Source organism: Aeromicrobium erythreum (assembly GCF_001509405.1).
Taxonomy (GTDB): domain Bacteria; phylum Actinomycetota; class Actinomycetes; order Propionibacteriales; family Nocardioidaceae; genus Aeromicrobium; species Aeromicrobium erythreum.
On sequence record NZ_CP011502.1, the window covers coordinates 3,472,741 to 3,488,519 of the forward strand.

The window sequence follows — 15,779 nt, forward strand, 5'->3', positions numbered from 1 at the left end:
TCGCTGCGGCGGCTCAGTCCTCGCTGACGCGGATGGCGAGCTTGCCGTGGACGTGGCCCTCGCGGCTGCGCGCGAACGCGTCGGCGAGGTCCTCGAGGTCGTAGACGCCGTCGACCTCCACGCGGACGGTGCCGTCGTCGACCAGGCCGACGAGGCGGCCGAGGTCGTCGGCGTCGGGGCGGACCCACAGCCAGAGCCCACCGTGCTCGAGCACGTCGGGGTCGGCGATGGACGCGTGGCGCCCGTCGTCCTCCAGCACGGCGACGGTCTGCTCGACCACGCCGCCGACGAGGTCGAGCACCACCGAGACGCCGTCGGGCGCGAGCTCGCGGACCGCGTCGACGAGACCGTCGCCGTACTCGACGGGCTCGCCGCCGAGGTCGCGGATGCGGTCGTGCTGCGACGCGGACGCCGAACCGATCACGCGGGCCCGGAAGGCACGGGCCGCGAGCTGGACGGCGAAGGAGCCGACGCCGCCGCCGGCGCCGTGGACGAGCACGGTGTCCTCGGGGCCGACCTCGAGCCGCTCGAGCGCCTGGAACGCCGTGAGTCCGGCGAGCGGCAGCGACGCTGCCTCCTCCCAGGACAGGTCGCGTGGCTTGCGGGCGGCGGCTCGCACCGGCACCGTCGTCAGCTCGGCGAAGGTCCCGCGGTGCACGTAGTCCTGGCGGTTGTAGGCGACGACCTCGTCACCCACCGCGAACTCGGGGGTGTCGATGCCGACGGCGGAGACGACGCCGGCGACGTCCCAGCCCGGGACCACCGGGAAGCGGACGTCCATCATCGCGTCGAGGCCGCCACTCATCAGCTTCCAGTCGACCGGGTTGACCGAGGCGGCGCGCACCTCCACGAGGATCTCGCCCGGCCCGACCTTGGGGGTCGGCTGGTCGGTGAGCTCGAGGACGTCGTCGTCGCCGTACTGGGCATAGGTCATGGCACGCATGGAGGTGTCAACGGACGCGACCGGTGGACCATTCCGCGGCGTCTAGGCTCGGGGCATGGCCACCCCGGACTTCGTCCTCGCCCTGCGCGCCAAGATCGGCACGGACCCGCTCTGGCTGCCGGGCGCCATCGCCGTCGTGTGCAAGGACGATCTCGTACTGATGGTGCGCAGATCCGACACCGGTGCGTGGACGCCGGTGACCGGCATCATCGATCCCGGCGAGCAACCTGCTGCGGCAGCCGTGCGCGAGACCCTCGAGGAGACTGGCGTGGTCGCCGATCCGATCCGACTCGCCTCGGTCGACGTCAGCGGCGAGGTCGTCTACCCCAACGGTGACCGAACCCGGTTCGTCGACCTGACGTTTCGACTGGCTTGGGTCTCGGGCGAGCCCTACCCGGCAGACGGCGAGAACACGGAGGCTCGCTGGTTCCCGCGCGATGCGCTGCCCGAGATGACCGCGGAGATGCGCACGCGCGTCGACGCGGGGCTCTCGGACGAGGTGTCCGCTCGTTTCAAGACGTCGCCGCCCGACTGAACGTCGCTCGCGAGGACCGTCGGGGATCTCAGCCCTCGGCGGCGAGGGCGGTCGCGAAGCCGAGCATGACCACGCCCGTGCCGCCGTCCACGCCGCGGCGGAAGCCAGGGCGGGCGATGCGCGACGCCGCGCCCGAGGCGGCCACGACGACCGCGAGCAGCACGACCGCGCCGACGACCACGAGCGTCAACGCGTAGGCCGCGAGCACCGCGACCCCCTGGTCGTGGCCGACGAACTGCGGCAGCACGGCCAGGTTGAACGCGAGCACCTTCGGGTTCGTCACGTTGCAGACGAAGCCCTGCCGGAAGGCGGTGCGTCGACGCACCTGGGCGCGACCGGAGCCGACGGTCCAGGCCGACCCGTCGCGACGCAGCGCCGCGCGCAGGGCCCCGACGCCCAGCCACGTCAGGTAGACGACGCCGGCCCAGCGGATGGTCTGGAACACCGGCTCCGACGCGGCGAGCACCGCGCCGAGACCCATGGCGGCCAGCAGGCCCTGCAGCGCACCGGCCGTCGAGATGCCGGCCGCGGTGAACAGGCCCCGACGTCGTCCGCCGACCACGCTGGCGCGCAGGGTCAGGAAGGTGTCGGGGCCCGGCGCGACGGCGAGGAGCGCTGCGAACGCCAGGAAGGAGAGGTAGGTCGCCACCCGAGGATCGTAGGCCTCGCGGCCGGTCGCGCGGACCTCTTCACGACCTCGCACGACTCGCCTCACATGAGCCGCGCGGAACTCGACTCAGCAGTCGTTCGTCTCTTACACGTACCGTCCACGTACCTCGGGGGTTCCCATGTCCACCATCGCTCGCACGCTCGACCACCGCCGCCACGCCACCGCGCAGGACCTCGGCCTCCTCATCGGGCGGGCGGTCGTCGGCGTCACGTTCGTCGTCCACGGCTGGCAGAAGTGGTCCGGCGGCATCGGCGGGACGCAGGACGGCTTCGCCGCGATGGGCGTGCCGCTGGCCGACGTGTCCGCGGTCGCGCTGGCCACGCTCGAGGTGGTCGGCGGCGCCCTGCTGGTGCTCGGCGCGCTGACGACCGTCGTCGCCCCGCTGCTCGGGCTCGGCATGCTCGGCGCGGCCTGGTACGCCCACCGCGACGCGTTCCTCGTCTCCGACGGCGGGTCGGAGTTCGTGCTCGTCCTCGCGGCCGTGGCGTTCCTGCTCGCGCTCGTCGGACCCGGCAGCTGGAGCGTCGACGCGCTCGCCGCGCGTGGCCGCCGCTGAGGGCTACGGTGGGAGGGACCGACCAGGAGGAAGCATGACCACGATCGTCGCCGGATACGTCCCGACCCCCGAGGGTGAGGCCGCGCTCGCGTGGGCACTCGCCCAGGCCCAGCGCGACTCCGCGCGGCTCACGGTGGTCGCGACGCCGGGCGCCGACACGGCCGAGGCGATCTCGGAGGAGCAGCAGATCGACGCGCTGCAGGCGCGGCTGGCGGAGGCCGGCGTCGAGGGCGACGTCGTGCACTTCCGCGGCGCCGGCGGTGCCGCCGACTCGATCCTCGACCACGCGAAGGGCGACGACGTGTCGCTCGTGGTCATCGGCCAGCGACGCCGCTCGCCCGTCGGCAAGCTGGTGCTTGGCAGCACCTCGCAGCGCATCCTCCTCGAGGCCGACGCGCCCGTCGTGGCCGTCAAGGCCTGACCCTGAGCGACGCCGGCCCCTCGGACGGCCCTGCCGAGGACGAGCACTACTTCGTCGTCAAGGGCCGACGCTGGCGCCGCACCGACCCCTCCCTGCCCGACGACGTCGTCGAGCGGCTGACGTCGCACCTGGGTCGCGGCCGCTCCGGCGTGCGCGTGGCGAAGAAGGCGGGCGACGACGACGCAGTGGCGGCCGCCCGACACCGCGTCGGCCTGGCGAAGCACGGTCTCGGGGAGCGCGGACCCCGCTGGTGGGACGACGAGCCCGCCGCCCGCCTCGCCCGAGCCCGCGAGGCGCTCGACGAGCTGGACGCGCTCGACGACTGAGCGCCGGGACTCTCAGCCGCCGACCACACGCGGCGACGTCGAGCCGACCTGAGCGAGGACGCGGACGAGTCGTTGGCCGGTGGTCGCGTCGGTCGATCCACCGAGGACGGCGGCGTGCACGCCGCGGACCCCGGCGACGATCCCGACGGCGAGGTGGTCGGGGTCGTCGTCCGGGCCGAGCTGGCCGAGCCGCTGCGCCTCGTGCAGGAGCCGCGCGACCACGTCGACGAACAGCTGGTGCCAGCGGCCGGTGTCGACGACCTCGCGCGGGAGGCCGACGTCGCAGAACAGCACGTGGGCGCCCTGGACGGCGTAGACGCATCGCGCCGCGACCACCAGGAGCTCCTCCAGCTGCTCCAGGGGCTCCGGGCTGAGGTGGCGAGGCGTCTCCTGCGCGATCCGCTCGATGATCTCGGTCGCGGCCGCGTCGACGGCGGCACCGAAGACGTCCTGCTTGGTGTCGAAGCGCTGGTAGGCGGACCGCACGGAGACCCCGGCGCCGCCCGCCAGCATCTTCATGGTGACGGCCGCGTACTCGTGCTCGCGCAGGAGCTGCTGGGCGCTGCGCACCAGCCGGCTCGACACGTCCTCGTGCCCGTCGGAACGCTGCTCGGCGCGGCTCCCGGTGAGCTCTCCCGCCCACCGGTAGATCGTGGCGGGGTGGACGTCGAGCTCGGTCGCGACCTGCTCGGGGCCCACCCCCTCGTCGAAGGCGCGGGCGACCGCGGCGCGACGTCGCGCGACGTCGAAGCGGGACGGTCGGCTCACGGGCTCAGCATAGGGACGACGACGACACTGACCGCCGGCCGTCAGACGGGGAACGCGAGACCCACCGCCTGCTCGGAGGCCGACCAGAGGCGCGCGGCGAGCTCCTCGTCGTGCGCGCGGGACGGCATGCGCACGAGGACGGGGCGGCCCCGGGTGTGGCCCGGCCACGAGGGTCCGACGCAGTCGCCCGACGAGAGCGTGGGGTCGAGGGCGGCTCGCAGGATCGGCTGGGCGCCGGCGTGCGCGCTCTGCAGACCGGGTCGGATCGCGCGGGTCAGGAGCCACCCGAGCACCGGGTGGCCCATCGCCATGCCGGTCTGCGTGATCTCGGTCGCGGCCAGGCCGGGATGCGCCGCCACGGCCGTCCGCGCGCTCGCGCCTGCCGAGAGTCGTCGGGCCAGCTCCCGCGTGAACAGCAGGTTCGCGAGCTTGGACTCCGCGTAGGCGCGCCACCGCCGGTCACGGCGTCGCGTCGACGACGCAGCCCACGCGTCGAGGTCGAGGCGTCGCGCGCTGGCGGCGGCGACCGAGCTCACCGTGACGACGCGGCCGGCGGGCGCCAGGTGGGTCCACAGGTGCGCGGTCCAGGCGAAGTGGCCGAGGTGGTTCGTCCCCATCTGCAGCGGGAGGCCGTCGACGGTGCGGACGTCGGGCGCGAGCATGATGCCGGCGTTGTTGACGAGGACGTCGACCGACGGCGTCCGCTCCCGGAGCTCTCGCGCCGCGCGCTCCAGCGACCCCAGGTCGGCGAGGTCCGCCTCGAGCAGCTACATACGCGCCTGCGGGGCTTCTTCGGTCAGCCGCTCGACGAGCCCGGCGCCGCGGCGGAGGTCGCGCACGGTCATGTAGACCTCGGCCCCACGGTCCGCCAGCGAACGTGCCACGTGGAAGCCGAGGCCGCCGGTGGCACCGGTCAGCACGACGCGTGTGCCGGTCACGTCCGGCGGAGGTGTCCAGGTCATACGACGAGACGGTAGAGCAGATCCGTGAGTTTTGCGAATGACGTTTGCATCGTGCATAGTTCGCATCAAGGAGCCCGCGGCCGAGGCCGCCAGAGGTGAAGGGTGGACGCCCATGTCGGACCTGATCGTCGTGACGAGCGCTGCGGGCGGGGTCGGTCGACCGCTCGTCGAGCGCCTCTCCGCCGCGGGCGAGCACGTCCGCGCCTTCGTCAAGAACGATCAACAGGCGGGCGTCGCGCGGCGGGCAGGCGCCGCCGAGGTCGTCGTCGGCGACCTGCGCGACGCGTCCGCCCTGACTGACGCGCTGCGCGGCGCTGGTCGCGCGTACCACGCGGCCCCGACGCAGATCATCGACGAGCAGCCGCTGCTCGACGCCTTCATCGACGCGGCGACGAGCGGCGACCTGCGGCACCTCGTGTTCCACTCGGTGGTCCACCCCGACCTGCACGTCCTCCCGCACCATCACCAGAAGGACGTCGCCGAGCAGCGGTTGAAGGAGTCCGGGATCCCGGTCACCGTGCTGCGGCCGTCGCACTACATGCAGAACTACCTCGAGCTGTGGGACTTCATCCGCGTCGGATCCATGCCCTACCCGGTGAGCACGCAGAGCGTCATGGGCGTGGTCGACGTCGAGGACGTGGCCGAGGCGGCCGTGCGGGTGCTGCGCGACCCGTCAGGTCACGTGGGGCAGACGTACGACCTGTCGGCGCAAGAGCTGACGCGCGAGGAGATGGCGACCGCCTGGTCGGAGGTCGTTGGGCATCGCGTCACGGCAGTGCGGATCCCGCCGGCGTCGATCACGAACCCGCTGCGGTCGGTGCACGTCCTCCCGCAGCTGGTCGCGGCCCTCCCCTCGCCGCGGGCGACGTCGGTGGTGCGTCTGCTCAAGGCGCTCGACGGTGCGCGGAACGTCCGGGGGATCAACACCTGGAGCAGGGACGCCGTCGACACGTACCGGACGATGATGAGCCACTACGACGAGCACGGCCTGCCGGCCGGCGACCTCTCGCACCTGCCGACCCTGCTCGACCGGGCGCCGACGTCGTACGAGCAGTTCGCGCGTCGCGAGGCCGCGCGCCGCGGCGTCTGAGGGAAGGGGCCGGGCGATGGGTCGCGAGGTCGAGTGGGAGAGCAGCGAGCGCACGGTGCAGGTGGGCGGCGCGGACCTGCGGCTGGTCGACGTCGGCGACCCGGACGCCGAGCGCGTCGTCGTGCTGCTGCACGGCATCGCGGCCAGCTGGCGCTGGTTCACGCCGGTCATCCCGGCCTTGTCCGAGCGGGCACGCGTGCTCGCCGTCGACCTTCCCGGCTTCGGGCGCTCGGCCATGCCGCCCGCCGGGCTGACGTTCGACGCCATGGCCGCCGCGGTCGACGAGCTGGCGGACCAGCTGGGGCTGGGCGCCGTCGACGTCGTGGGCCACTCGATGGGGTCGATCGTCGGCACGCGCCTCGCCGTCGACCACCCGCGGCGGGTCCGGCGCCTCGTGCTCACCGGGGGTCCGGTGCTCGCCCTGACGGACCTCCCCCGGCACCCGCTGCGCACCCTGACCAGCGGGCCGCGCGCGGTGACCACCCTCGTCAAGCAGCTCGCGACCATCGGGCTCCCGCTGCCGTCGGCGGCGGCCGATGTCGTCGCGGAGTCGGCGTTCGTGCGGCGCGTCCTCATGCGCGGCTACGTCGCCCACCCCGAGGACCCTGTCGCCCGACGTCGCCCGCGACGTGATGCGCGAGCTGGGCGCCCGCGGATCGCTGCCGACGCTGCTGTCGGCGTTCACGAGCGATCCCTCAGCCGGCCTCGAGCACGTGTCCGCACCGACGCTGATCATCCGCGGCGCCCAGGACCCCCTCTCCACCGCCCGTGACGTCGAGCGCTTCGCCCGCACCGTCCCCGACGTCCGCGTCGTCACCCTCGACGGAGTCGGGCTCCTGCCACGAAAGCTGACGGCAGATCATCGCTACCGAGCGTGCCGTCAGCGGCGCGCCCTCGGCGAGCGAGGCGGCTTTCCCAAGGCCCCCACGATTCGTGAAGTTGGTCCTGCCGCCGCCTCGATGCTCCGGACGACTTTCCGTTCCCGAGGCATCGACTGTCCATGGTCGAGCTCTGGGTCCCTGCGCAACCTTACTGCGGCTCGAGACCCGTCGGATTCTCGAGTCGCCCCAGCCTGAACGCGTCTAGTAGCGCCGGGAACCCTCGCCGCGGCGGTTCACAGTCTGGCAGGAAGTGCGCAAGCAGCATGCGTGCCACAGCAAAATGGCTGATGAGAATGATCCGCCGCTTCCCCTCGCAAGCAGTCAGCGTTGCTACCGCTTCGCTTAGGCGTCGAAGCACGGCATCACCGGACTCGCCGTTCGGAGGTGCTGCATTCAAGTTCCGTCCGGCTTCCCAGTCCCTGAGCAGGCTGGCGTGTTGATGTGTTCCTTCTGAACAGTCGTCGCGGCCCCAGTCCCCTGGGTCGACTTCCGCGAATCCAGAAACGATCGTGCTCTCAGACTCCGGGAAAAGGATGTCGGCGGTCTGGATGGCCCGAGCAGCAGGGCTGACGAATACTTCGTGCGGCGGCAGTTGAGCCCGCCAGTAGGCGCGTTTCGCCGTTGCGGCAGATCGTCCGGCGGCTGAGAGCGGTGGTCCTGGCACTCCGACGGCCATTCGTCCGACTTCGTTGGCGTCCGTGGCGGCGTGCCGCACGAAGACGATGGTCATAGAACTCGCTCCATGACAGCGAGCAGATCGTCGCCGAACGTCTCCACTGTCGGGAGGACTCGCGAGGATATGCCACCATCGATCGGCATCGAGCGGTTCAGTGCCAGCCGCATCGCGCCGTACAGGTGATCGAGCGCTCGGCGATAAGCACGTGAACCTTCCTCGGCACGGAGACCTGACTCGTTGAAATAGGAGGCTGCGGACCCGTAGATCTCTCGCATCGAGGTCTCGGAACCGACGAGGACCCGTGCCCCAGCCTCCAAGGCTTCCAACCCGGGGAACCCGAAGCCTTCGGAAACGGATGCCGACACGAAGAGATCGCACGACCGGTAGAGGTCGGCCAGCAACGCGTCTGATGCGTCTTCCAACAACGTCACCCAGTCAGCTCGTCTAGCGGCTTGTCTGACTGAGTCTGCATAAGCGGGGAAACTGGCTGTCGCACCACCCACCAGCACCAGGCGGAGATGGGGATGTTCGGACCGAAGCCGATTCGCCGCATTGATCAGTGCAAGCTGGTTCTTGCGCGGCTCCATCTTGCTGACCCCGATGATCATCGGGTCGCCTCTCGGGACCGGTGCGTTCGATGGCGCGAGGGTAGACGAGACGAACGGATAGGCAACGTGCCACCGTCCCTTGGTCTGGGGAAGGTATCTGACGAGGTCAGTTGCGCTGAAGTGGGATACCGTCATCAACTCGTCGGCGCTCTCGGATCCCTTCTCGTACATACGCTGGATGAGGTTCGCAACAGCGGAACGCGAGTCTCTATCCAGCCAGGCCGACTCGACGCCTAGTTCCCGTGCGAGGCCCAGGAGGACGTCCGCGCCATAGAGAGTCTCGAAGACGTCTCGGGATGGCGACGGGAAGTCACCCCAGAAGGGCTGAGCGTCGTGGAGGACTCTGACCAGTGGCACCACGTCGACCGGCGGCACGTAGTACTGCGGGGCGATGAACAGTCCGGCGCCGACGTCTTTCAGTGCTTGCGAAAGACCATTGCTCGCCCACGTGGAAAGAAGCGCCGCGTCCCAAGGGTACTGGGTCTGGCTCATGCGGGCCGAGGGGTTTACTAGTTCGACCAGCTCGAAGCGATGCCGGAGTGCTTCGGAGAATCGGAAGGCCTCGACCAGACACTGGGTGTATCGACCGATGCCGCTCGCGCCTGCTCGGCGCGCATCGACGGCCACCACAGTTCGCTTAGCCACGGACGTTCCATCCTTTCGCCTGTTCCGATTTCGCCACGTAGTACCGAAGGAGGGGACTGAGCGACTCCCATACCGGTTCGCGAGTCACTTGAGCGTGGATGTCATCGAGGACATCTTGTACGAGCGGAGTCGACTCGGGCAGTCGGGAAAGGTGGACCGACACGTTGAGAAGATTCTCGACCATCCATTGATGGGACCCACTGAGCCTTGCAAGTCGTTTAGTCAGATGGACGAAGCGGTCGGCTTCGACACCCGACATCATCTGTCGTTGCTCCAACGTGCGTGTCCCGTACAGCAGATCCCGGCACATAGCTGTGGCGAAATGGCTCGCACGGCTGGACTGCACACTGGAGCCGTCCGGGTCGGCCTCGAGGTCGTCGATCGCATCGTTGGCTGCAATCATTAGCTGCCGGTGCGCGGTGGACAGCGTCGCGTCGTCGCAATTGGGGTCTTTGAGAAGCGCTGAAAGATGTTCCAGCAGGACGAAGGACGCGAAGAAGGGTTCGACGACGTCCGAATGTCGGTCGCTGCCTCGGAGCTCGAGGTCGATTCCTTCGAGCAGAGTCACTACCGCTGCGGGTCCAGCCGAACGCGCTCGATCCAGTTCCGCTCGCAAAGATGCACGGCGGCTGAGCGGGGCCGTTGCGAGCGAACTCCAGGATTCTGCGGAGGGTCCGGTAAGTCTGCGAATCCATCGGCTGTCTACCCTTACACCGTCTGACAGACGTCTCACCTGCTCGGGTTCGTCCGAGAGCCGCACGGGTCGTCCGCTGACTTTGCTGAGTTCCCAGGAGAGCAAGAGATCTCCCCAGGTCTGTTGGTCGGCCGGACGAAGAAAGTCCTCGTAGCCCCCGACTCGGCAAAGGATCCACGCCAGGCGGGGGACCACGGGCCGGCATTGCGACCCAGCTCGGGAGTTCGGCTCTGCCCGCCAGGAACGTGCTTCACCGATCACGAATCCGTTGAGTGCTGTCAGTTCGTCCGGGTCGGTTTTCATCTGGAGATCCCGGACGAGTTGGAGAGTCAACCACTTGGAGAGCGAGTCCGAGTGCACTTGTGAGTTCTTTCGCACGAGCTCCACTACGCGTCTCACATGGTCGTCGTCGAGTTCCGGTGCCGAGAGTCCGAGACATTCGAGGGTACGGTGCCAGTTCGGTCGCGTCGGAGTTACGTGGAGTGTGTGGCTCTTCAACCACTCGCGTATCGCGGTCTTGCGGGCGACAAGCATCTGCTGCGCGCCGGGATCCGTAGATTCGACTCGCTTGGCCCTCATGAAGAAGTAGAGGGCGGCTACTGGGTCACTGCCGCAGGAGGAAAGGTCAACCGTTGAAGCGAATGTTCGTGACGATCGCCATGTCTCGCGCGCCACGGCAGTCTTGATACTCATCAGTTCGGCCGTGTCGTACTTATCGTCGTTTCCGTTGCGACTGGTGACGGCGTAGTCGACGTAACCGGCATCGTGACTGGTCCTGAAGTCGGTGAGTGCTTCGTTGAGCCTGCCCGCGAGGCGGACCAAGTCTTGCGACCTTCTCACCTTGAAGTTCCGGAGTCGCAGGTAGTTCCACCACGGCTCTTCAGCCGTCCCTCGCGTCTGCACGTACAAGGAACGCGGCGTATGGGATATCGCCCGCGAGACCTCCCGGATGACCGTGTCGAGGTTCTCGTCTTGCAGCCCGTATCCAAGAAAGAGGACGTCGCGTTGAGCGAGGTTGACTCTGAGTTCGTCCAGGAGAAGCCCGCGTGTCCATCCAAAACTCGCGTAGTCGTCGGAAGTCACGACAAGGGGAAGCTCGCGATCTAGGTGTACTTCGTCGATGCTGCCGTGAATCTTCACGATCTCGAGACGGTCGCCAGCCCGTTCAACTAGGTCGCTGGGCCTGCTCGTGACCTGATACGGGACGCCGATCGCCGCCAGCGTGGACTCGACGAGCGAGTCGTAGTTCGTCGTGTAGATGGATGACCATGGCAGGGACAGCAGCGGTGCCGCCGCCGTGACCGTCTCCAGGCTGAACGACTGGCCGGTCTCCTCGACAAGTAGCTCGACCAGGTCCTCTCGCGCCACCTCAGGATCGATGTTTCCGTACCGCACGAGTTCAGAGATGAAGAATTGGGACGCGAGTCGCAATTGATAGGTCCGCCTGCCGTCCTCGGTCAGGCTCGTGGTCGCGGCGATGACGCGCGCAGGGACGTGGGAGCTCCCGTCGAGTCGTTCGATCAGCGACTTCACAATCGACTCGCCGAGTTCTGAGGCTGTCTTCACGTTCTCGCCGCCGACGCTGCTGAATGCGCTCGTGAATCCCGCACCCAGGAACAGAACGCAGGTCCCGTCCGCGATTGACGCGATCAGCTCCCCGTCGAGGAGATCGTCTTGTGGCGTTGTCATGTGCTGATCCTGGCTCTGCCGGAAGGCCGGGAAACGAAGAATGACAGAAATAGTCGTTCGAACAACGATGAACGCCCTTGTGACGCATGCACTGAGACCAGGTCGCCGTCTAAGCCGCGCGTTCACTACCCCACGTAGCCACATCGAGCATCGAGAAAGCACTGGAGACACTAGCCCCCGATCGGCCGTTCGAGCGTGGAGGCGGATCCGCGTCGGTCTCTGTCCGGTTCGAAGCGATGCTGGGCAGACTTCGATAGCTTAAGGCTTTTTCACCGGCACCGACTGAAACGGCATGCCGTCGGTCTCGGTCGTGTTGGTCGGTATGGCCACCCCACCTCGGCCTGGCACACCGGGACCGACCACAATGTGACGATGCGCCATCTAAGATATGGATGAGCCAACGTGCGCCTCATGCAGCCACCGCGCTGCTCGCGACAGACCAAGGGACTGCTGCACCGATAGGTGACATCTGATCTGTGGTGCCGTGAGGTGCCGCTGGAAGGATGTGCACCATGCCCAAGCCCTATCCCCGTGATTTCCGCGAGGACGTCGTGCGGGTCGCCAGGAGCCGCGAGCCAGGAGTCCTGTTGAAGGACATCGCCGCTGACTTCGGGATCAGCGAGTCGTGCCTGGCCAACTGGATGAAGACTGCGGACGTCGAGGACGGCCTCAAGCCCGGAACCACCGCGGCAGAGAACGCCGAACTGCGCGAGGCGAAGAAGCGGATCCGCCTGCTCGAGCAGTGGGGGCACCTCCCGCTCGCGGGGGCGAACGAGGTCCTGCGCCGCGCGGCGGCCTACCTGTCTCAGGCGAATCTGCCGGGAAAAGGCTCTTCCCACTCGTGAGGGAGCTCGCGGCTGACGGGATCGGAGTCTCGCTCAGCTGCCGCGTGCTCGGGCTGTGTCGCCAGCAGTACTACCGCTGGCTCGCTGCCCCGGTCACGACCTCAGAGTGGGACAACGCCCACCTGGCCAACGCCGTCTTCGACGCTCACGACCAGGACCCCCAGTTCGGGTATCGGTTCATGGTCGATGAGGTCCGCGAGGCCGGGTTCGGACCGGCCGAGCGGACCGTTTGGCGGATCTGCTCAGACAACCAGTGGTGGTCCTCCTTCGGAAAGAAGCGCGGCAGGAACGGCAAGAAGCCCGGCCCGCCGGCCCACGACGACCTGCTCAACCGGGTCTTCCAGGCCGGGAGGGCGAACCAGATCTGGCTGACCGACATTCCCCCGAGCACTCCGTGCAGGGAGGTGCCCCCACCGAACACCCCACCCATGAGGGAAAGGTCTACCTCTGCGCGATCAAGGACACTGGTCCAACCGGATCGTGGGCTACTCCATCAGCGACCGCATGACCTCCCACCTCGCCGTCCGAGCCTTGGAGAACGCTGTCGCCCGCCGCGGCGACGTAGCCGGCTGCATCGTGCACTCAGACCGCGGCAGCCAATTCCGAAGCCGCCGCTTCATCGCCCCACTCGCCCGCCACGACATGGTCGGATCGATGGGACGAGTCGGCGCAGCAGGAGACAACGCCGCCATGGAGTCCTTCTTCGCCTTACTGCAGAAGAACGTCCTCAACACCCGTCACTGGACCACCCGCGAAGAGCTGCGGATCGCGATCGTGACCTGGATCGAACGGACCTACCACCGCCGACGCAGACAAGCCGTCCTCGGCCGATTGACCCCCATCGAGTGGGAGACCATCATGAACCAGACCGTCGCCCTGGCGGCCTAACCCCACCTGTCACCCATCGGTGCAGCAGTCCCCAAGGCCATAGCTGCGTCTGGAGAGGGACCGGTCCACTCTCGTCCGTTGGAGATCTAGCTGTAGATCCCGCACGCGCGCTCGCGCGGAGCAGTTGGCCTACTCCAACCGACCTGTGTGGAAGAGGTGATCCATAAACAACTCGTGGAGTCCCGCTGCCAAGATCTCGCCCTCTGCGTCAGTGAGCCCATCAACTCGCGCCCGCTGGCCGATTCCACACTTTTTCCGGTCAGACCGAGCGAGACATTGAAGTCAGGTCGCAGAGCTTCTCTCTTCCTCGCCCTATGGATCTGCATCCGAGACTGGCCTTCGTTTCCCCTGACCTCCCGGTCGAGGCGGGGCATCAAGTCTCTGGAGACTCGCTCTCCTGGGTGCGCAGGTACCACGAATACGGCGGGCCGAGGCTAGAACTTGATCAGTGCCTGAAAAGCCAGGTCCCGCAGACACGCCCACTCCGGGGAGTCAGGCACGGAGTCGAGGTGCCAGAAGTCCTCATGAACCGAACCGCTCCACTCTCCGAGCACAGCATCCAGTGCTTCGGCAGCATGGCGAGCGGTCAGTCGCGACCCAGCCGGCTCGTTCGAACTGCGGCAGCAAGAGCACGCCGCTCTCGAGCGCGAGCTCATCGGCGTATGGAGGAGCACCCAGGCCCAGCGACTCGAGCCAAGCGATCTAGCGCTTGCCGGCATTGCCAGCAGAGCGACACTCCTCACGAACATCGCGAGAACACGCGGATGGAGGTTTGTCACTGGTGGGAATCTTACTGTGCCACTGGCTCCGCTAGAGACCTTCCAGTACGGCACGCCGCCGAGTCGGCTACGGCGACGCGTTCGCCTTCAGCGCAGCCTTCAAGCGACTGCACGCCGTCAGTCCCGCACACTTCCGGCGTGCGAGCGCACCCGGACGAGCTGCCGCACGTCTAATCAGTGCACCGATCCGGCGGCGCGGGCCCTCGCACCGTGGGCGATCCCTCTAGGCACGATGAGAACCGCGTCGACAGGCACGCTCGTCTCGACGAAGCCCCGGTCCGGAGGATCCCCCATCGCGACAGGTGCACACCCCAGACGGCCACCCCGAGCACGACGCCCTGGATCGAGCGGGAGCGCCCCTCGACCATCCACTCTGCTGCGTGCGATCAGCTTGGCCAGGGGAGGGTCATATCCGGATGGGGGCACCGTCCGATCAACGTAGAGATGAACCCGAGGATCTGCGGGCTACCACTGACGACGCCAGAGGCACCCGGCACCATGCGCAGGTGACGCGTTGACGGTTCGCTGTAAGCGTTGAGACTGAATGGGCCGTAGCGCACTTCCCGCCCTGCTTCGATCTTGTCGAGTATCCAGTCATACGCTTCGCGCGAGGAGAGGATGAGCTCGACATCTTTGACCAGGAGAGCCGTGGTCGGCAGGATGGGAAGAACTCCGGTGGCGGGTTCATTGCCCACGACTGATCCGCCGGTTGAGATGACGGTGCCGCGTCCGATGCTCTGCGCTGACCACTTCCATAATCGGCTCGAGAAGACAGAGGAGTCCATCCACGGTCGGACGATCGAGATCCGTTTCATCGAGCACGACAGGAAGAACGGACTCTCCGCGCCGCTCGCCGCTGGGCCTGCTTCGTCCATCCCGCTCTCGACGTGTCGAGCGGCAAGGATGGAGGACTGCCGGTTCCACGCAGGCATTCGCCCTGGAGATACTTCGTCTCCTGAGCGGACGCTGCAGCAACATCTGCCGTCGCACCCTCGCATCCCTGTCCCACCTGAGCGGGGTTGGTTGGCGAAGTCGTCCGGGTCGAAGCGGAACGGAGTCCACTGTTCATCGCGAAACCAGTCCTTGTAGCGCGGCACGCTGTCCACGACCTGGAACGCACTCCCATTCGCGAGCCGTTCGGTGCCTGTGTCGAATCGGTCTGCCAGCTGCTGCCAGTACACGTAGGGTTCACGGGCCTGCAGCTGCTTCACGGTTGCCAGAGCGGTCTCGACCTCTTCTCTGTGACCATGCTCGTCCCAGGCCTGACGAGCCTCGCGGTAGCGAGCGATCACCTCTGGCGGGACGAGAGGTCCGCCGTTCTGTTCAGTCGCGCGAGCCTCGAAGAGCAGATCCTGCGCCGCGTAGAAGACCGCCTCGTACTCGACGTAGTCACGCAGCTGCGGGCTCGGCTCACCGTCCACCTCGAGGTAACCCTCAGCTTTCGCCAACTCAGCCTTCTGCTCCGGCGAGAGTCCGATCTCGGGAGTCTCCTTGCCGTTGAGGATCAGCTGATAGATGTCGGAGACCAGGCCGGCCTTCGGTGTCACGACGTAGTTGCACTCCAGTGCCGCGTTGAGCAAATTGCTGACCATGTACTTGGTCTCGGGGTCGTCAGGGTCGAGGTGCGGCGTGACGACGATTCCCGGCCACTGGATGCTGAGGAGCGCATCGGGACTCTGCCCGACCACCCCGGAGACCGCCAACGCCTGGGCAATCTTGCTGTACAGCTGGACGAACTCGGCTGAATCGGTTCGGCTCATGCCGGCGTCGCCCTCTCCCATGGCTGAGAAGCGCTCTGCCACG

General features: G+C 67.7%; 15 protein-coding genes and 1 pseudogene. 7 read left to right on the forward strand and 9 right to left on the reverse strand.

Annotated features, from left to right (window positions below; translation table 11 throughout):
• Positions 1-13 precede the first annotated feature (13 nt).
• A complete protein-coding gene (locus Aeryth_RS16380; RefSeq protein ID WP_202967685.1) occupies positions 14-934 on the reverse strand; it encodes an NADP-dependent oxidoreductase in 921 nt (306 codons plus the stop codon).
• Between the two features lie 64 nt (positions 935-998).
• On the opposite strand from Aeryth_RS16380, the gene Aeryth_RS16385 reads away from it, so the two are divergent.
• Positions 999-1,478 carry an NUDIX hydrolase gene (locus Aeryth_RS16385; protein WP_067860843.1) on the forward strand — a complete coding sequence of 160 codons (480 nt, stop codon included), beginning with the start codon at positions 999-1,001 and terminating at the stop codon, positions 1,476-1,478.
• Positions 1,479-1,506: 28 nt separating this feature from the next.
• On the opposite strand, the gene Aeryth_RS16390 is transcribed toward Aeryth_RS16385, so the two are convergent.
• Complete coding sequence (locus Aeryth_RS16390) at positions 1,507-2,127, reverse strand: LysE family translocator (protein WP_067860844.1); 621 nt, start codon at positions 2,125-2,127, stop codon at positions 1,507-1,509.
• A 139-nt stretch (positions 2,128-2,266) separates the two neighbouring features.
• Here Aeryth_RS16390 and Aeryth_RS16395 point away from each other — a divergent pair, with 139 nt between their 5' ends.
• From Aeryth_RS16395 to Aeryth_RS18205, 3 genes are all read left to right on the forward strand, one after another.
• Positions 2,267-2,704: a DoxX family protein gene (locus Aeryth_RS16395; protein WP_067860847.1), complete on the forward strand. Its 438-nt coding sequence runs from the start codon at positions 2,267-2,269 to the stop codon at positions 2,702-2,704.
• 34 nt (positions 2,705-2,738) lie between these two features.
• Positions 2,739-3,125, forward strand: a complete 387-nt coding sequence (locus Aeryth_RS16400) for a universal stress protein (RefSeq protein ID WP_067860848.1) — start codon at positions 2,739-2,741, stop codon at positions 3,123-3,125.
• Between the two features lie 155 nt (positions 3,126-3,280).
• On the forward strand, positions 3,281-3,451 hold the full coding sequence (locus tag Aeryth_RS18205) for a hypothetical protein (protein WP_202967686.1): 171 nt from the start codon (positions 3,281-3,283) through the stop codon (positions 3,449-3,451).
• 12 nt (positions 3,452-3,463) lie between these two features.
• On the opposite strand, the gene Aeryth_RS16410 is transcribed toward Aeryth_RS18205, so the two are convergent.
• From Aeryth_RS16410 to Aeryth_RS18210, 3 genes are read right to left on the reverse strand one after another with little or no spacing between them, the layout of a single operon-like run.
• On the reverse strand, positions 3,464-4,219 hold the full coding sequence (locus Aeryth_RS16410; RefSeq protein WP_067860850.1) for a TetR/AcrR family transcriptional regulator: 756 nt from the start codon (positions 4,217-4,219) through the stop codon (positions 3,464-3,466).
• Positions 4,220-4,260: 41 nt separating this feature from the next.
• Positions 4,261-4,986, reverse strand: coding sequence for an SDR family NAD(P)-dependent oxidoreductase (locus Aeryth_RS16415; RefSeq protein WP_202967797.1), 726 nt, complete (start codon positions 4,984-4,986; stop codon positions 4,261-4,263).
• A complete protein-coding gene (locus Aeryth_RS18210; protein ID WP_202967687.1) occupies positions 4,987-5,181 on the reverse strand; it encodes an SDR family NAD(P)-dependent oxidoreductase in 195 nt (64 codons plus the stop codon).
• Positions 5,182-5,293: 112 nt separating this feature from the next.
• Between Aeryth_RS18210 and Aeryth_RS16420 the strand changes: the two genes are divergently transcribed.
• Both Aeryth_RS16420 and Aeryth_RS16425 read left to right on the forward strand, forming a co-directional pair.
• On the forward strand, positions 5,294-6,271 hold the full coding sequence (locus tag Aeryth_RS16420; RefSeq protein WP_202967688.1) for an SDR family oxidoreductase: 978 nt from the start codon (positions 5,294-5,296) through the stop codon (positions 6,269-6,271).
• 16 nt (positions 6,272-6,287) lie between these two features.
• A complete protein-coding gene (locus Aeryth_RS16425; protein WP_067860854.1) occupies positions 6,288-7,043 on the forward strand; it encodes an alpha/beta fold hydrolase in 756 nt (251 codons plus the stop codon).
• Positions 7,044-7,300: 257 nt separating this feature from the next.
• Here the strand turns inward: Aeryth_RS16425 and Aeryth_RS18570 are convergent, their stop codons facing one another.
• Genes Aeryth_RS18570 through Aeryth_RS16435 form a run of 3 tightly spaced genes read right to left on the reverse strand, consistent with a single transcriptional unit; the run spans position 7,301 to position 11,464 of the window.
• Positions 7,301-7,882 (reverse strand): histidine phosphatase family protein, encoded by a 582-nt coding sequence (locus Aeryth_RS18570; protein ID WP_083516520.1) that lies wholly within the window; start codon positions 7,880-7,882, stop codon positions 7,301-7,303.
• Positions 7,879-9,081 carry a glycosyltransferase gene (locus Aeryth_RS16430; RefSeq protein ID WP_144433834.1) on the reverse strand — a complete coding sequence of 401 codons (1,203 nt, stop codon included), beginning with the start codon at positions 9,079-9,081 and terminating at the stop codon, positions 7,879-7,881. The genes Aeryth_RS18570 and Aeryth_RS16430 overlap by 4 nt, the downstream gene beginning before the upstream one ends.
• Positions 9,074-11,464 carry an SIR2 family NAD-dependent protein deacylase gene (locus tag Aeryth_RS16435; protein WP_067860858.1) on the reverse strand — a complete coding sequence of 797 codons (2,391 nt, stop codon included), beginning with the start codon at positions 11,462-11,464 and terminating at the stop codon, positions 9,074-9,076. The genes Aeryth_RS16430 and Aeryth_RS16435 overlap by 8 nt, the downstream gene beginning before the upstream one ends.
• Before the next feature lie 512 nt (positions 11,465-11,976).
• Here Aeryth_RS16435 and Aeryth_RS16445 point away from each other — a divergent pair.
• Positions 11,977-13,197 (forward strand): annotated as a pseudogene (locus Aeryth_RS16445) (IS3 family transposase).
• A gap of 1,165 nt (positions 13,198-14,362) precedes the next feature.
• On the opposite strand, the gene Aeryth_RS16450 reads toward Aeryth_RS16445, so the two are convergent.
• Positions 14,363-15,778 (reverse strand): hypothetical protein, encoded by a 1,416-nt coding sequence (locus Aeryth_RS16450; protein ID WP_144433835.1) that lies wholly within the window; start codon positions 15,776-15,778, stop codon positions 14,363-14,365.
• Position 15,779 lies beyond the last annotated feature (1 nt).

What these genes read in the sequence shown, in the direction of transcription:
- Aeryth_RS16380 (WP_202967685.1), bottom strand. Translation starts at nt 934, where the DNA reads ATGACCTATGCCCAGTACGGCGACGACGACGTCCTCGAGCTCACCGAC.
- Aeryth_RS16385 (WP_067860843.1), top strand. Translation starts at nt 999, where the DNA reads ATGGCCACCCCGGACTTCGTCCTCGCCCTGCGCGCCAAGATCGGCACG.
- Aeryth_RS16395 (WP_067860847.1), top strand. Translation starts at nt 2,267, where the DNA reads ATGTCCACCATCGCTCGCACGCTCGACCACCGCCGCCACGCCACCGCG.
- Aeryth_RS16400 (WP_067860848.1), top strand. Translation starts at nt 2,739, where the DNA reads ATGACCACGATCGTCGCCGGATACGTCCCGACCCCCGAGGGTGAGGCC.
- Aeryth_RS18210 (WP_202967687.1), bottom strand. Translation starts at nt 5,181, where the DNA reads ATGACCTGGACACCTCCGCCGGACGTGACCGGCACACGCGTCGTGCTG.
- Aeryth_RS16420 (WP_202967688.1), top strand. Translation starts at nt 5,294, where the DNA reads ATGTCGGACCTGATCGTCGTGACGAGCGCTGCGGGCGGGGTCGGTCGA.
- Aeryth_RS16425 (WP_067860854.1), top strand. Translation starts at nt 6,288, where the DNA reads ATGGGTCGCGAGGTCGAGTGGGAGAGCAGCGAGCGCACGGTGCAGGTG.
- Aeryth_RS18570 (WP_083516520.1), bottom strand. Translation starts at nt 7,882, where the DNA reads ATGACCATCGTCTTCGTGCGGCACGCCGCCACGGACGCCAACGAAGTC.
- Aeryth_RS16435 (WP_067860858.1), bottom strand. Translation starts at nt 11,464, where the DNA reads ATGACAACGCCACAAGACGATCTCCTCGACGGGGAGCTGATCGCGTCA.